Consider the following 16,049-nt stretch of genomic DNA (forward strand, 5'->3'; position numbering starts at 1 on the left):
ATTCTTATTCACTTACACACATTCAATTAACCATTTCAACGCATACGCGATGGCGCAATTACGAATATTTTTTGCGTCCGCTTTCGAAAAAAGCTTTACGATATAGCGCGTTGTGTCCCTTCTTAGCTATGCCAATCCAGACTGTACCTATCGGTTTTTTGGTGGTGCCGCCACTTGGCCCGGCAATTCCGGTGATGCTCACGCAATATCGGCATGACTTCTCTTTAATGCGCCCAGCGCCATTTCTCGGGCCACCGACTCACTAACAGCACCATCCCTTTTGATCAATTGAGGATCAATCCCTAAAAGTTCTACTTTTGAAATGTTGCTATAAGTGACAAAAGCACAATCAAACCAGGCTGAGCTTCCCAGCACTCGCGTAATTGCGCGAGAAAACCCACCGCCTGTACAGGATTCTGCCGCAAACAATTTCAGCCCCTTAGCTTTCAACACCAAACCCAATTGGCGCCTTAAAGAATAATGATTTACATCCATTTATCATAGTGTAGCACTCAAAACAAGCGTCCAAAGTCAAATCAAGAAAAAGTTGTTGTATAAATCCTCAGCGCTACCCCTCCAGAATCCCTCTCCCGCTTGGGAAAGGCTAGGAGATGAAAATAATTACAACCTCTCCAAATCATAACACAGCCCTTGAGTATCTCGGCAGCTTTCACTAAGCTTTTAATAATGAAACTTCAAACAAAATCGCCAATGACGTAAAACGATTTTAGTCAGTACACACCCATTGCGTCAATACTTACGCATTAAAGCCGAGTACCCAATCTTTTAGTTTTTTATCGCATGGGTGATTTCTATGAACTGTTTTAAGATGACGCTAAAAAAGCGGCGAAATTATTAAAATTATCCTAACCGCTCGAGGTCAATCGGCCGGTCATGCCATTCCGATGGCTGGTGTTCCCTACCACGCCGTCAAAAATTATTTAACAAAACCAGTTCGACTCGGTGAATCCGTTGCTATTTGCGAACAAGTTGGAGACCCTTCAACCAGCAAAGGTCCTGTCGCTCGCGAAGTAACCCGTATTATCGCCCCAGGTACCGTGAGCGACGAAGCACTGCTTGATGAACATCGCGACAACACATTAATGGTAATTCATTAAGAGAAAAATCGTTTCGGCATCGCGACCTTAGATATTACCAGCGGGCGTTTTTTGATTCAGGAAATTATTTCTGAAAATGCGCTATTCGCTAAAATTGAACGCATTTGCCCAGCAGAACTTTTAATCAGTGAAGAAATTGTTCATCCGCTTAAAGCCGATTCCATCAAGCGGCGGCCTCTGTGGGAATTTAATCATGCCACTGCGCTCACTTTATTGTGCCAACAATTTCAGACAAAAAGTTTGGATGGATTTGGTATTACTCATTTGCCACTGGCCATTACGGCGGCAGGATGTTTGCTGCAATATGTTAATTACACACAAAAGAGTGCACTACCTCATATTCACTCCATTAATGAGGAAGCCCTATTTATCGACGCTAACACCCGTCGTAACAAGGCAAAGAAGTTTACTCTCTGGCTTGGCTGCTCGACCACACAGCCACCCCCATTGGAAGCCGATTATTACGCCGCTGGATTAATCGGCCCTTGCACGACCAAATTTTATTGCAACAAAGACAAAACGCGGTTTTTTACTCTTCTCGAAAAAAGAAATATTCGGAAATCTATGAAAATTTACGCCATATTGGGGATCTCGAAAGGATAGTGACACGGAAAATTAAAAATAACCTTGGTCTTTTTGATGAATTATTTCAATTATTACAAAAAGCGATTATCGAAAACCCACCGATGATTATTCACGATAGCGGCGTGATTGCCAACGGTTATGGCACGCCATTGGATGAACTGCGCAATATGAGTACTAACAGCCACCAATTTTTAATTGACTTAGAGCAAAAAGAGCGTGAACGCACCAAAATAAACACACTTAAAGTTGGCTATAATCACATCCATTATTACATTGAAATTTCACGCGCTCAATCCAAAGAAGCCCCCGAATATATTCGGCGACAAACTCTAAAAAATGTGGAACGTTACGCTACTTTCGAATTAAAAATTTTTGAAGACAAAGTGTTAAGCAGCTGCTCTCGCGCGCTGGCCCGGGAAAAAGAACTTTACGAACAATTATTGGATACCTTAATTGAAAAATTAATTCCTTTACAAAAATGTGCAAGTGCAATTGCAAACCTGGACGTTTTAAATACCCTCACTGAACGGGCTGACATGCTTAATTTTAACGCCCCACATTAGTCGGCTTGGCTTCCCGAACGAATGATAGCGGAAAGTATCATGCCTATCGTTCGACGACTCATGGGAGAACTCGTGTTAAACCAATGCTATTTTTGCTTACTATGTGACAGCTCGAAATTCTAATTCAGAATTAAAGAGCTTTTATGAGAGGCTCGTTAAAAAAGGAAAAAGGAAATGGTAGCGTTTGTAGCACTAATACGAAAAATTATTGTTATCCCCAATGCCAGATTAAAAAATTTGAACAGAAAAAAATCGCTAGTTGCGGTATCGCTCGTGAAACTGTGAATAAGGTGTATAAAATTACTATTTATTAGCCGGTTTTCAAACTTGCTCACAGCAATTCAAACATAGTTGATCCAGCAGTCCACACGTGCACAGCGCACCTTCGGTGCGCTGGGACTCTCGCCTGTGCTGAAATGACAGGGAGACGGGGATGACGATGTCGCCGGACGAAGTGTCAACAAAAACAGATTAAACTGACTTTTCACTTTGCTTTGCCTTTATTTCATAACACCGTATCAATTTCTGCTGTTCTCGGTGGCGGTCAATGGCTAACTCAATTAATTGATCCAACAAATTCGGACAAGGTAATCCACTGGCTTCCCACATTTTCGGATACATACTAATACTCGTGAATCCGGGAATAGTATTTATCTCATTCACCATGACTTTATTGTTAAGCGTAACAAAAAAATCCACCCGTGCCATTCCTGAACAATGCACCTTTTTAAAAGCGTCGATGGCTGTTTGCTGAATTCGTTTAGTCACTGATTCCAATAAGTTAACAGACGTTGTTGTTGTAGCGCCGTTAGGATCGAGATACTTCGCCTCATACGAATAATAATCGTGATGAGGAATAATTTCAGCTGGCAAAGAAGCTTTTGGAGTTCCATTCCCAAAAACCGCACACTCAATTTCCCGTCCGTGAATCCGCGGCTCAACCATCAGGCGATCGTCATAACGAAAAACTTCCTTAACCGCTTTTGTAAATTCTATTTCTGTCTTTACAGGAAAAGTTGCTACTGACGAACCTAAACTCACCGCTTTCACAAATAACTCAGAAACACCCCACCGATTGAGAAGTCGCTGATACACACCTTCTGTGGTATCTGGGGGTGAAAGTGTATACCAATCCACCACAGGAATTCCACCCGCTCGAAGCAGCGTCTTGGTAAGGTCCTTTTCGATACAAACCGCAGAACTTTGCACATTTGCGCCCACATACGGCAAATTTAAAAGCTCTAACAACCCCTGCAAAGCTCCATCTTCCCCCTGGGTCCCGTGCACCATGGGGAAAACACAATCTGCCGAATAACGACGACCATCGCCATTTAATGACTGCCAAGGCTTTTCAGCATCTCCAAAAGCAATAGTAATCGGCCGTGCGCTCCCCTCTTTGACCAGATGGTCGGGCGAATACGCTAAAAACATTTCCGATTGGTCAATCAAATACCATCGACCCACGTGGTCAATAAAAATAATATAAATTAAATAATTGGAAGCGTCCAAGGTGTTTACAATATTCTTCGCTGACTGAATAGAAATCTCATGTTCAGTAGACTGTCCTCCACAAAGCACTGAAATGTATAATTTTTTTTCCATCAAAGTTCCTTGAAGTTCATATCAATGAAAATAGATTGTAATAGAAAATCAGCAGCAACTTTAATTCTACTTTCCAAAATAGCTCCTATGGAGCGAAGCAAAACACGAGAATGTATTATTGTGTATTTCACTTTGCTCCATAGAATTATTCCTCCGGAATGAAAAGTTTCAGCTGCCTCACGGGTTCGAAACTTTTTCGATGGACGGGCGTGATGCCAAAACGATTAATGGCTGCTAAATGGGCTTTCGTTCCGTAACCTTTGTGAATGGTAAAGCCGTAGTCAGGATATTGCACGTCATATTTTAGCATTTCTCGATCACGTGTAACTTTTGCCAAAATGGACGCTGCACTTATCGCGGGTACGATCTGATCGCCTTGAACAACGGCTTGTGTTTCATACGGCAAATCAGGACAACAATTCCCGTCAATTAACACTTTATCGGGTTGAATGGCCAATTGATTAATGGCGCGCTGCATGGCTAATAAAGTGGACCTTAAAACATTCAATCGATCAATTTCATCTACATCCGCACGTGCAATGGCAAATGCCTTACAATTCGTAATGATTTTTTCGTACAGCTCTTCGCGTTTTTTCAATGACAATTTTTTGGAATCCGAAAGTCCTTCAATAATTATCTCGGGATTTAAAATAACAGCAGCGGTAATTACCGGACCCGCCAATGGCCCGCGTCCCGCTTCATCAACGCCGGCAATTAGTAAATTAGGAGGTGTTTTTGCAAACGTGGTATCCATTCCTTGTTCCTTTATCGTAAAAAATGAGGAGCATTTGCAACATCGTAAGCTTTTTTAATAGCTTTCTTAAACATCCAAACAAGAAAAAAGCCAAAGGAATCCAAGCAACCCCCTTCACTCTGTCCTTGAATACAGGCAGAGTTAAAAACTGTAAGTCATTAATCGCAAACATTGCGAGTCTTTTTTCCCAGCATTCCTACTCCCATAAGCAGTCCTAACAATGAAATTACCACAGACAATTCTAAAAAGGACGACGGCAATGACTTCTGAATCTTCATTTCTACGCATTTCTTACTCCCATTCGATCGTCGCCGGCGGTTTGTTAGTCATGTCATAAACAACCCGGGAGACTTCTTTAATTTCATTCACTATTCGATGACTTACCCTAGATAAAAATTCATGCGGCAAATCCGCCCATTGCGCCGTCATAAAATCTACTGTTTTTACAGCGCGCAAGGCAATAATATAGCCGTAATGCCGAGCGTCTCCTTTAACGCCCACGGATTTCAAAGGCATAAAAACAGCAAAGGCTTGACTGACTTGGTGGTAGTAATCGGATTTTTTTAATTCTTCAATAAAGATGGCATCAGCCTGTTTCAAAATATTAATATATTCTGTATTCACTTCTCCCAAAATGCGGATCGCGAGACCAGGGCCGAGAAACGGATGTCGATAAATTAAATCCGCGGGCAATCCCAATTCGAGTCCTAATTTGCGCACTTCATCTTTAAACAATTCCCGTAGTGGCTCGATGAGTTTCAATTCGATATTTAACGGCAATCCTCCCACATTATGGTGCGTTTTAATAATATGGCCTTTTCCCATTTTTGTTTTTGCAGATTCAATAACATCAGAATAAATAGTACCTTGCCCCAGCCATTTTACATTTAATTTTTTAGCTTGTGCTTCAAATACACGAATAAATTGTTCGCCAACAATTTTGCGCTTTTTTTCAGGATCTAAAATTCCTTTCAATGCTTTCATAAAACGATCTTTTTCATCAACACAAATAACCTTGCTCCCTAAATGTTTTTGAAATACATTCAAAACTTCATCCGCTTCATTCAATCGCAGCAATCCGGTATCGACTAAAATACAAACCAGTTGATCGCCGATGGCTTTATGAAACAAAGTTGCTGTCACCGCGGAGTCCACACCCCCAGATAATCCAACAATGACCCGTTCTTTGCCGACTTTTTCCTGAATATATCGAATGTTGTCCTCGATAATATGTTTGGTAGTCCAATTAGGTGCGCACTGACAAATGTAAATTACAAAATGCGCTAAAATACAATGCCCTTGAGGGGTGTGGGTAACTTCAGGATGAAATTGCAAACCGAAAAATCGCCGTTTGAAATCCGCCATCGCCGCTAGAGGCGAATTGTCGGTGCAAGCTGTCGCTTCAAAGCCTGGCGGTAATTCGGTAACAATATCGCTATGGCTCATCCAAACGTTTAACAAAGGTTCACCTTGAGGTGAAACTTGATCTTCAATACCGTCGAATAAAAAAGCGGGATTTAATACCCGCAATTGCGCATGTCCAAATTCAGCCTTAGCCGTCATATTGACTTTTCCACCGAGCTGATATGCCATCGTTTGCATACCGTAACAAATACCCAGCACCGGGCAGCCAATTTTAAAAATAAAAGCGGGGGCGCGTAGCGTATGACTTAACGTGACGGTCTCCGGCCCGCCTGAAAGAATAACGCCGTGTGGGTTAAAATTGCGAATGGCCTCCTCATCGATATCACAGGGCATTAATTCACAATAAACACCGATTTCCCGCACTCGCCGCGCGATTAATTGAGCGTATTGCGAACCGAAATCAAGAATTAAAATGTGACGTTGGTGGATATCTTTTAGCATGTGATTTCCCTGCTTGCGAGAGAGAGCACCCTGCCGCTACTCTTCTACTGAATAATTCGGTGATTCTTTAGTAACGGTTACATCATGTACGTGGCTTTCTCGCACGCCAGCGCTGGTGACTCGAATAAATTTGGTTTTTGTCCGCATTTCATCGATGGTTCTACAGCCCGTGTAGCCCATTCCTGAGCGCAAACCACCGATTAGCTGATGAACCACACCACGCAAAGGACCTTTATAGGGCACGCGTCCTTCAATTCCTTCGGGAACATATTTCTCTTGTTTATCAACATACTCCTGAAAATAGCGGTCCGATGAGCCATACTTACCAAACATTGCTCCAGCAGAACCCATACCGCGATAGGCTTTATAAGAGCGGCCTTGATATAAGACTTCTTCTCCCGGCGCTTCTTTCGTACCAGCAAATAAACCCCCGATCATCACAGAGTGCGATCCCGCGGCTATTGCTTTACAAATATCACCCGAAAAACGAATGCCGCCGTCAGCAATAATAGAAATATCTTCCTTCTTAAGTTCAGCGGCAATAGCATTAATGGCCGTAATTTGCGGAACACCAATGCCCGCAACCACGCGAGTGATACAAATAGACCCTGGGCCCATCCCCACTTTAACAGCATCAACGCCAGCATCGGCTAATGCTCGAGCAGCAGAGGCCGTGGCAATATTACCCGCAATGACGGGAATGTGCGGATAATTTTTCTTAATCCATTTCACTTGTTCTATGACGCCTTTGGAATGACCGTGTGCGGTATCCAGTACAATGACATCGACACCTCCAGCAGCAAGTGCAGCCACTCGATCCGGTGTTTCTCCGCCCGTTCCCACTGCAGCGCCTACTCGCAATTGTCCGGATTTTGTTTTGCAGGCGTTTGGATTTCGTTCAGAGCGTAAAATATCCTTCACCGTAATTAGACCCCGTAATTCAAAACGATCGTTAACGACGAGCAATTTCTCTACTCGATGTTGACGGAAAAGGTTGATAATTTCGTCGCGAGAAGCTCCTTCTTTAATGGTAATAAGACGATCTTTGGGCGTCATTAAATTAACAACTTTTTGCTGCATGTCTGTTTCAAAGCGAATATCACGGCTGGTGATGATGCCAATGAGCTGCTCCCTTTCAACGACAGGCAAACCCGAAATATTATACTCACTGGTAATCTTTTTGAGTTCTCCAATCGTGCTTTCAGGTGAAACAGTGATGGGGTCGAATACAACCCCGCTTTCAAATTTTTTCACTTTACGCACTTCATTGGCCTGATAGGTTGGGCTGATGTTTTTGTGGAGGATACCAATACCGCCCACTTCCGCCAGGGCAATCGCCAGACGAGCTTCGGTCACCGTATCCATGGCCGCTGATAATAAAGGGATATTAAGGGTAATCTCTCGGGTGAGGCGCGTGGTTAACGATACGTCTTTTGGCAAGACTTCGGAGTAGTTGGGGAGTAATAAAACGTCATCAAAAGTGAGCGCTTCCTCTTTAACTCGCATAAATACCTCTCTCAATAAGGCTGAGAGTTTAACGGGTTCTAAGAGGCTTGTCGAGTTTTCAAAACGACCTGTATTTCGCTTCGCTGCATACGGGCTACGGAGATATTCCTAGACAATGAAGTAGTACTTCGCGGCTTCCATCAAAAAAATCTAATTTAGCTTTCACGATCTCATAAAGGGCGTCTAAATACTCGTCCGAAAAAGAACGGATATTTTCCACTAAATAATCAATACTCTTTTCTATCTGCTGATAAGGGTCTTGGCAGTGTAACGCAGAACTTAAAAACAAGATAAAGGATCAAAAAAAACGCAAAAGAGACAGCGATTGAAGTAATGTTAATCGTATTTGTAAAAAGATTTCCAGCCCCTTCTAAACTGACAATACTTTTTTAAGACTCAAACGTAAATGAGTGACGATCCAGAAAATTTCTTAAAAATTTCTTGAGAAGCCAGCATCGGTAGCGGAGCGTTCATGATGTAAGTATTAATGCCCATCAACTTACACTACACTAACTTACACTACACTAATAGATCGCCCCCAGTCTTTTTCAACCATCCACCGGAAAAGCCAAGCTACCAAGATGCCCACCGAAAAACCCCTCCATTGCTTTTCTATCAGCCGTACAAAAAGGAATAAGCGCATAAGGTACCCGCCATCAATCCTAAATAACTGACGGTTTTTCCAACGCTTATAGAATGGATCCCCTTCAACGACGATATTTTAAAACGCTCGTTGATTGACTTCCACTTTATTCTGAGCCTGCACTTTTTCACTAAGCGACACGAAAAAAGTTTTTAAGCGCTCTTCCTCATTGGTTTCCTTTTATACTTGAATCCGTTTTCTGAGAACTTCCTTGTCTATATCCGACAGCATAGATCTGATTTCTTTCAATTGATCTATTATTTTTTAGCCTTTTCTGCTGATACTCTGTCTTCGGCCAAATGCGATTACGCAACGAATATACACAGGAAAAATTTAAAAAATAATCAATGAGTTAAACAATCGAAGACCAATTCACAAAAAAAGCACTTCCAACGCAAAAGAAGCTAACGTCTCGCCCACCCATCCCGGAAAATTTTCAACTGTATTCCACACATTCTGAAGCCCAGCACCTAGCGTTCCTAAAACAAAAATAAAATAACTTTTATCGTTAGAAGGATGCATTAGAGTGGCATCGCTGACTTCTTCTTAATGCAATTCACTAACGTTCGACAAGTGGCATGGCCTACCAAAATAAGAATGGCTATAAAGGCAGAAATAAAAAAATAAATATCCTCTATTTTTCCGGATTCATCGGCGAACTCTTTACCTAATTGAAAACACACCGCCGTTGAGCTGCTAGCCGTTATAAGGCCGGCAAGATAAGTCATTATTATTTTCCAATTCCATTTTTGATCGTGAAGACCTCAATATTCTTATTTCCACTACGGCTTAGAAAATGTAAGGGAAATTATTTTCAACCCAATAATCAATTGCTTCAATTAAAACAAGCCTTTCCATTAATTCCACCTGCTCAGGAAACAAACTCATCGCTTTCCTTCGTGTATGGAGATCACTGGAATCCGTACAGTTTTGATAATATCGCTTCCATCAGAAATTTTTGCTTCGTGGATATGGAAAAAGTTATATGACTATTATATGGAAAGTTAAATTATAGCTCTTTTTAAATTATTTTATCTTCGCTATCGTTCTTAACTGAATCGGCACTGTTATTTTAGAAGTTATCAATCATTATCAAATTATAAAATCACAATAGACGCTTACAAAGAAAATAACTATTGTCGTTTTTTAATTTGTCGTGGCGGCTTATTTACCTCGGTTAGGTTATAAAACTTCAATACTCCTTGGTTTAGCACTTATCAGCGTAGCTTATTCTTTAACGCCGTTAATCAATCAAATGTGGATGGTTCGGATATTGCTTGTCAGCGTTGATAGGCATCGCCCTGGTGAAAGTTTACGTTTATTCCACTATCAGGTTAATTACGAAAAATGAGTGAGAACATGCCAGCTTTACGAGCTTACTCGAAGGAATTTTTATGGTTGGCATATCAAGTGGGTTTTGGGGGAGTTTTATTAATTCCCCCTGCACAAGTTGGCTTTATGTTTTTCGGCTTATCGGCGCTTTTCTGCTCTAGCTTTCCTCCTACTGGCTTCTACTCGTATCGATGAACAGCAAATTTATTCCAAGCAGGAATCTCTAAAAAAGGATTTTATCGAAATGATTGGACTAATTCGTTATTCATTAGTGATTACTTTTGTTATCAGCATTTTTGCGTACGTGTTTATTGAATAACGCATTAAGACATGGTTACCAACGTTTAATAATAGTTTTTCATTTGAATCAGACAATGAGTGCTAAAATCGCCGGTATTCTCTCGACGACTTATACGCTCGGACGTTTAACGGCAGGTTTTTACTTAAAAACACATTGGTTGAACTTGCTCATCGTTTGTATTGCGGTTTCCGGCCTTAATGGTTCTATTACTGTTTCCTCACGGATATCACCCACGTTCGGCTTTAGTTTCCCTTTGGAGGAAGGCCGTTGAAAGGTTTACATTTTCCCACTTGTGAGACTTTTCCTCTCCCCCCATCCACCCAATTTTATGTTCGATTGTATTGAGCACCTTCCCTAAAATCGCCACAGCGCCATGATGGGCTTATCATGATTTTTTCAAGCCCCTCGTGGAATCCCAAATTCTAAACTGACAAAGGTTGAGTTTGGCCGTTTTGGTGGATATTATACCTTAAGTCTATCGTTCATCCCAATCGCTCTTTTATTTTTACTCTCTTTCTTCTATTATCATAGCCAAAGAAAAGAAGAACTTAGCAGTGCTTTAGAGTACTATGCCCTACCCTTCATTGTTTCCCAAAGTTAGAGAATCAAGCCCTCCAGAACGACCTCCGGTAAAACGATACCGTCAAATTGAAGGAACGCTATTTATCGTCTCGTAATCACAGCAGGTTTTCCCTGATTCCAAAACTTGTGTTAACTGTATTTCCCGAATTTCACGCGCTGAAATTTTATGCCGTTTTCAACAAAAGAGAACAGCACCACACTTTAAATCCATTTTATCTCACAGCATTTTGAAGTTCATAATCCGATAGAACGTTTTCTTGATTTTTATCCCTCTCATACAATGGAAACTTATGTTCAGTTGCTTTGACCTCTCTTAACCTGTAACGCCCACAGTGCCCATCCTGATTATTCTTCGCTAATTCCGTTACCTCACCCCTATGTCCTCCCTGGTGGGTATTTTCGAGAAATTTATTATTGGGATAGTTATTTGACTGCTGAAGGACTTGCCTGTTTTAATCAGCTCGACCTCGTGATCAATATGGAAAAAAATTTATCCTATAGAAACTATAAGCCATACCCCTAACGGCAATAGGATTTATTATCCTATCCGGTCGCAGTCTCTTTTCTTCGATTGTCTCATTAAGATTATCGCGCAACGTCAAGGAGTTGATGCTATAAAAACCTTCGTGAAAGCACTGGAAAAAGAATACCGGTTTTGGGTAGCGGGAGGAGATCAACTAACACCATAAAGTCCCGCTCGTCGACGCGTGGTGCTGCTAGACGATCAGTATGTTTTAAATGGCTATTGGGATAATTTATCGCTGACGTGTCCGGAATCTTATCGAAAAGACGTATTATTTTATAAATAAGCTGTGCCTTTAAAGAAACGGCATTTGTACTGGAATATTCGGCGCCGCATGCGAATGGGGGCGGGCTTTCTCATATCGGTAGATGAGAGATAAAAAGAGATCAACGTCGATTTATATCACTGAACTCATTCCGATAGATTTTAATGCGATACTTTATCACATGGAAGTAAAATTGGCCAATTATTTCTAGCATTTTAGTAATCGACGCAAAGCCGAACTTTATCAACAGCGAGCCGAACGACGAAAGCAAGCCATTCTACAATACTGTGGGAAACCAATAAACATTTTATTTTGATTATTGTGGAACAGAAAAAGAAAAAACGGCTTTTCTCACTTTAACAGCCGCTTTTCCGTTGTTTTTAAATTAGCTTCTTCATTTCAAGCAGCAACGGTTACTGATAAATTAATAAAAAATTTTTTATCCCGACAGTTTAGTCACTACTTTGGCCAGAATAATCACCAAACGTTGGCTTGCACTTAAATATCGTCAGTTTTTTGAACAAACGGGTAAAATGATGGAAAAATACAATGCGTGTAGTCCTTACCTTAAAGTCGGTGGCGGCGAGTATCCACTCCAAAGCGGTTTTTGCTGAAAAAACGGTATCGTTGTTGCCTTAAATGCTCTCTTTTCCCAACGGCTAGGGAGAGCATTTGTTTACGGGCCTTAAAATACATCAGGAAAGGTGGGAAACTCATCACTATTAGCCCTGCTATAAGCAGCGTTTCATAATGCAACGTGCTGCCAACAGCAATGTTATTCGGCGGAATAAAACCAATAATTAATGTCGTTATCGAACCAATTAAACCCGCTATTGCTACTATCCATATTCCCCATTGGCCGCCCGGTATTAAAAAGCCTTTACGTTTTTCGTAATTTCTTTTATAACGCAATCGAATAGCTGCCGTGAACATTAATATATACATAAACATGTAGAGTTGCGACGCTAACACCGTTAACAGCCAATAAGAAGCGTTAACACTAGGGAACAATAAAAAAATCAACGCGACAATAGAGACAATTACCGATTGCAAAATCAATAATACGCTCGGGGCACCAAAACGATTTTCACGCAATAAATACCGATTGATTTGTCCATCACGCAAGGCATACAACAAACCGCGCGTTGGTGCAATGATCCAATTGTTAATGCCCCCCATACCCCCGATAATTAGCATCAATGCGATAGCTGGCAAAATTCCATGCAAATGGCAAGCACTAAAAAAAGCATCAAACGCCTGCATAATGCCAGCGACAAGACTAATTTGTTTTCCCGGCAGCACAATAGCTATCGATAAAGAGCCACAAATTAACGTGAATAAAATGAGCAGAGTCGCAATCAACATGGCGCAGGGATAATCTTTTTGCGGCTGCTTAACGTCAGAGGTATGAACGGTTGCAACTTCCATTCCGCAAAAAGACATCATTACCCCTGTCAATGCCACCCACATGCCACTCGTAATATGCGGTAATAATGCTTGTGAATGAAACGAGATTTGTAAAGATTTCCCAAAAAATAACCAAGTGGCACCTAAACCGATAATTAACGTCATGGGTAACAATAAACCGGTCAGGGCGCAAAAATTACTGGAACGAGCAGACAACTTTATGCCCAATAAATTAATGATGGTCGCACTCCAAAACGCACATAAAATGACGGTAATTAAAAAGATTTTATTTGTCTCTAAGGTCGGCGAAATTAAGTAACCAATCGTTCCTGCAATAAACGACAAAATTGTCGGGTACCAAATAACGTTTTCTATCCATTGAAACCAAATGGCTAGAAAACCAAATTGCAAACCAAACGCATTTTTTACCCACGCATACACACCGCCATGATCTTTACTCGTAGAGGCCAGCTCTGCCGAAATTAGCGCGCTCGGCAATAAGAAAAAAATCGCACCGAGAATAAAGAAGAAGATCAACGAGCTGCCGAATAATGCCGTCGCAGGTAGATTGCGGATGCTATCCACCGACTCTGCTGTGATCATCGTTAAGCTAAATACGCCTAATGATCTTTCGATTGTATTTGAATAATTCATTTGGAAACCTTGTTTGAGAAAAATGGGAAAAAACTAAGCTACAAGCTAAACGCACTTATTTTTTCGATGGTTTCGTTTTAAAAGAAGATCGTTGTAGAAAATGGGAGTAAACAACAATTCCCTCCAAGTATGATTTTAGTTTCTACAATTTGTATGGGATTGTCAAGGATCAGGCTATAAACAGGGGTTTACTTTTCTTTAAAAACAGGGCCACTTACCCACGAAGAGGACGGGTCCTGTTGTTCGGATCATGATCCGTCCGGATGTCAGTTCCCGAGCGTCCACGGATGGATTCATAGCGTGTCCGACAACAGCACCCGTCCTCTTCGTGGGTAAGTTGGTTTATTTTTTTTATTTTTTAATAGCTGGTTATTCGTGTAATTTAATTAATAGTTTTTTATTGATTAATAGAAAAAATCTGATTAACTTGATTATTAATTTGCGATCAAATGGTTGAGTATTTTTTCGGTCCGGTTTTTTTAATTTTAATAAGATGATGGTATAGGGTATCCTACCGTCAACAATCTTCAAAAAGCAAAAAATTGCAGGAAAAAATAAACTCACTTATGAAGATATTTTTTGAATCACTTCTACATTTAAATTTGAAATTGTCCAACCGCCTAGCCGTTTTAAACAAAAACGTAATCGAGGGTGCCTTTAAAAAGTAAAGTTTTTTCATATTGTAGTTGAATCTGAAAAAATTAAATCTAAAGGGAAGTCTCTTAGCAAAGTGATAGATTGCTACTATCACAAATTTTTAAAAAAATTAAGCCATTGGTTAAAAAACAATTATACTAACACTGGTTTTTCTCTAAATTTTTTAATTTAATCCAACATCAACGGTTTCAAAAAGAAGAACCGAATTCCGATTAAGAAGAAAAAAATTCTTCTGAACTTAAACCTCATTGGAAATAAGTCGAACGGTATATTACGTTCGGACCTATCGATTACATAACTCAAAATTACCTCAATTATTGCTGGGATAGCTCCTCTTAAATAATATTGACTCTGATAGAAGTAATTATTAAGTTTCCTCTGCTCGAATGGATAAAATTTTTTTAGAGTTATTTCGATGAATCTACTTCTATCTATTTTACGCTTTTTCTTTTCCATTGTAAGTTCAAGAAACCCGATCTTGAAATTTGTCAGTTAACAAATTTATTAGCCCTGATTGAATATATTAACCTATTATCTGACTCTAACTTTATTGCTTTTTTAAAAAACAAAGCGGTAGACAAAACAAACGTTTCCCTTAATGATAGTTGGAGTTTTTCTGTCTCCACTATTAATACTTGAATAAAATATCAATTTAGCCGACCCAGTCTATCTATTTTTATTTATAAAAATTTCTGTCTTCCACTTATGACGAAGATAAAACTTTTTACAAAGAAACTTTATCAACCGACACATGTCACTTTGAAATAAATAATTTTGAACGTTTACTCTTCTACGTTAAATAATCCAAGTTAGAATTCAATGATAATTCAGAAGAACATCTTGAAAACCACGAACGCTATATAATATTTTATATCAAAAAATATTACCGATTTTAGAAATGCTTTATCCGATACGGATTAACGAATGACCTCCAGAGTCGGAAGCAGACTTCGAAATATTATAAAAAATAAAATCACTATTAACAGATTAATTAAATAAAATAATAGAAATCAAAAAAATTTTATTAATTTTATTTTTTAAGATTATAAAAAATATAGATACTGACGATTTTGAAAAAGTAGTAACAACTTTGGAAAGTGCCAATAATACTAATCCAAAGACGTTCTATCTTTTTATACAGATCAACTATCAATTCTTCAATTAACGCTTGACCAATACTAAAAAATTAATTTCTAGAAACTGCTTTTTATCATTTTAAAATAATTTATATATAAAATCATTCTCATTAAAAAATTCCTACTCTATTGAATTTTTTAATTCATGAAGCATTGAGGACTCCGGTTTTAAATCTAGATATTTTCCGTGAAAAAATATTAAACTCCTGACAAAAATTCACCGCGAAATGTAGGAAAAAAGCGGAGTTATAAAACTTTCAGTAAGACCTGTATTGAATGCAACGAATTAGGACAAGCCTTTCCTAAACTAAATTTACGTGGAATTTCTAGTTTCCATCTTCGAAGTCGTTCACAAAAACGAAACCAAAAAAAAACGAGTCATAAATAAAATTTCTTTATAAAGCCTGAAATTTGGATAATTGATTTATTTCTAGAAAAACAAATTCCGTCATTTCAGCACAGGCGAGAGTCCCAGCGCACCGAAGGTGCGCTGTGCACGTGTGGACTGCTGGATCAACTATGTTTGAATTGCTGTGAGCAAGTTTGAAAACCGGC

The 16,049-nt window shown here is 39.7% G+C and carries 9 protein-coding genes and 7 pseudogenes; 7 read left to right on the forward strand and 9 right to left on the reverse strand.

From position 1 onward, the window contains the following. Positions 1 to 12 precede the first annotated feature (12 nt). A pseudogene (locus tag FIV31_RS02625) lies at positions 13 to 495 on the reverse strand (CinA family protein). Between the two features lie 410 nt (positions 496 to 905). Between FIV31_RS02625 and FIV31_RS08800 the strand changes: the two are divergent. The 4 genes and pseudogenes from FIV31_RS08800 to FIV31_RS08445 form a co-directional block, all read left to right on the forward strand. Further along, positions 906 to 1,118 carry a MutS N-terminal domain-containing protein gene (locus FIV31_RS08800; RefSeq protein ID WP_482765973.1) on the forward strand — a complete coding sequence of 71 codons (213 nt, stop codon included), beginning with the start codon at positions 906 to 908 and terminating at the stop codon, positions 1,116 to 1,118. 51 nt (positions 1,119 to 1,169) lie between these two features. Then, a pseudogene (locus FIV31_RS08805) lies at positions 1,170 to 1,400 on the forward strand (hypothetical protein); the annotation flags it as partial. A gap of 164 nt (positions 1,401 to 1,564) precedes the next feature. After that, complete coding sequence (locus FIV31_RS08810; RefSeq protein ID WP_482765977.1) at positions 1,565 to 2,266, forward strand: hypothetical protein; 702 nt, start codon at positions 1,565 to 1,567, stop codon at positions 2,264 to 2,266. Beyond that, positions 2,260 to 2,551, forward strand: a pseudogene (locus tag FIV31_RS08445) (transposase); the annotation flags it as partial. The gene FIV31_RS08810 and the pseudogene FIV31_RS08445, both read left to right, overlap by 7 nt. A gap of 186 nt (positions 2,552 to 2,737) precedes the next feature. Here FIV31_RS08445 and FIV31_RS02635 read toward each other — a convergent pair. The 7 genes and pseudogenes from FIV31_RS02635 to FIV31_RS02665 all read right to left on the reverse strand — a co-directional run bounded on the left by FIV31_RS02635 (position 2,738) and on the right by FIV31_RS02665 (position 9,365). Then, entirely contained in the window at positions 2,738 to 3,871 is a 1,134-nt protein-coding gene (locus tag FIV31_RS02635; RefSeq protein ID WP_280123705.1) for a D-alanine--D-alanine ligase family protein, read from the reverse strand. Positions 3,872 to 4,013: 142 nt separating this feature from the next. Further along, entirely contained in the window at positions 4,014 to 4,622 is a 609-nt protein-coding gene (gene rnhB, locus FIV31_RS02640) for a ribonuclease HII (RefSeq protein WP_280123706.1), read from the reverse strand. An 11-nt stretch (positions 4,623 to 4,633) separates the two neighbouring features. Beyond that, positions 4,634 to 4,927: pseudogene (locus FIV31_RS02645) on the reverse strand (hypothetical protein); the annotation flags it as partial. Further along, on the reverse strand, positions 4,914 to 6,488 hold the full coding sequence (guaA, locus tag FIV31_RS02650; RefSeq protein ID WP_280123707.1) for a glutamine-hydrolyzing GMP synthase: 1,575 nt from the start codon (positions 6,486 to 6,488) through the stop codon (positions 4,914 to 4,916). The gene guaA and the pseudogene FIV31_RS02645, both read right to left, overlap by 14 nt. Positions 6,489 to 6,524: 36 nt before the next feature. Then, the gene (gene guaB, locus FIV31_RS02655; RefSeq protein ID WP_280123708.1) at positions 6,525 to 7,994 is read right to left on the reverse strand and encodes an IMP dehydrogenase; all 1,470 of its coding nucleotides are present in this window, start codon (positions 7,992 to 7,994) and stop codon (positions 6,525 to 6,527) included. A 1,015-nt stretch (positions 7,995 to 9,009) separates the two neighbouring features. After that, positions 9,010 to 9,159 (reverse strand): hypothetical protein, encoded by a 150-nt coding sequence (locus FIV31_RS02660; RefSeq protein ID WP_280123709.1) that lies wholly within the window; start codon positions 9,157 to 9,159, stop codon positions 9,010 to 9,012. Further along, positions 9,159 to 9,365 (reverse strand): hypothetical protein, encoded by a 207-nt coding sequence (locus FIV31_RS02665; protein ID WP_280123710.1) that lies wholly within the window; start codon positions 9,363 to 9,365, stop codon positions 9,159 to 9,161. The genes FIV31_RS02660 and FIV31_RS02665 overlap by 1 nt, the downstream gene beginning before the upstream one ends. Positions 9,366 to 9,567: 202 nt before the next feature. Between FIV31_RS02665 and FIV31_RS02670 the strand changes: the two are divergent. The 3 genes and pseudogenes from FIV31_RS02670 (at position 9,568) to FIV31_RS02680 (ending at position 12,254) form a co-directional block, all read left to right on the forward strand. Further along, positions 9,568 to 10,871 (forward strand): annotated as a pseudogene (locus FIV31_RS02670) (MFS transporter). A 339-nt stretch (positions 10,872 to 11,210) separates the two neighbouring features. Next, positions 11,211 to 11,541, forward strand: a pseudogene (locus FIV31_RS02675) (trehalase family glycosidase). A 563-nt stretch (positions 11,542 to 12,104) separates the two neighbouring features. After that, positions 12,105 to 12,254: a trehalase family glycosidase gene (locus FIV31_RS02680; protein WP_280123711.1), complete on the forward strand. Its 150-nt coding sequence runs from the start codon at positions 12,105 to 12,107 to the stop codon at positions 12,252 to 12,254. A gap of 31 nt (positions 12,255 to 12,285) precedes the next feature. Here FIV31_RS02680 and FIV31_RS02685 read toward each other — a convergent pair. Continuing rightward, positions 12,286 to 13,701: pseudogene (locus FIV31_RS02685) on the reverse strand (APC family permease); the annotation flags it as partial. Positions 13,702 to 16,049: the final 2,348 nt, after the last annotated feature.

It is taken from the genome of Coxiella endosymbiont of Ornithodoros amblus (genome assembly GCF_019425495.1).
Lineage (GTDB): Bacteria > Pseudomonadota > Gammaproteobacteria > Coxiellales > Coxiellaceae > Coxiella.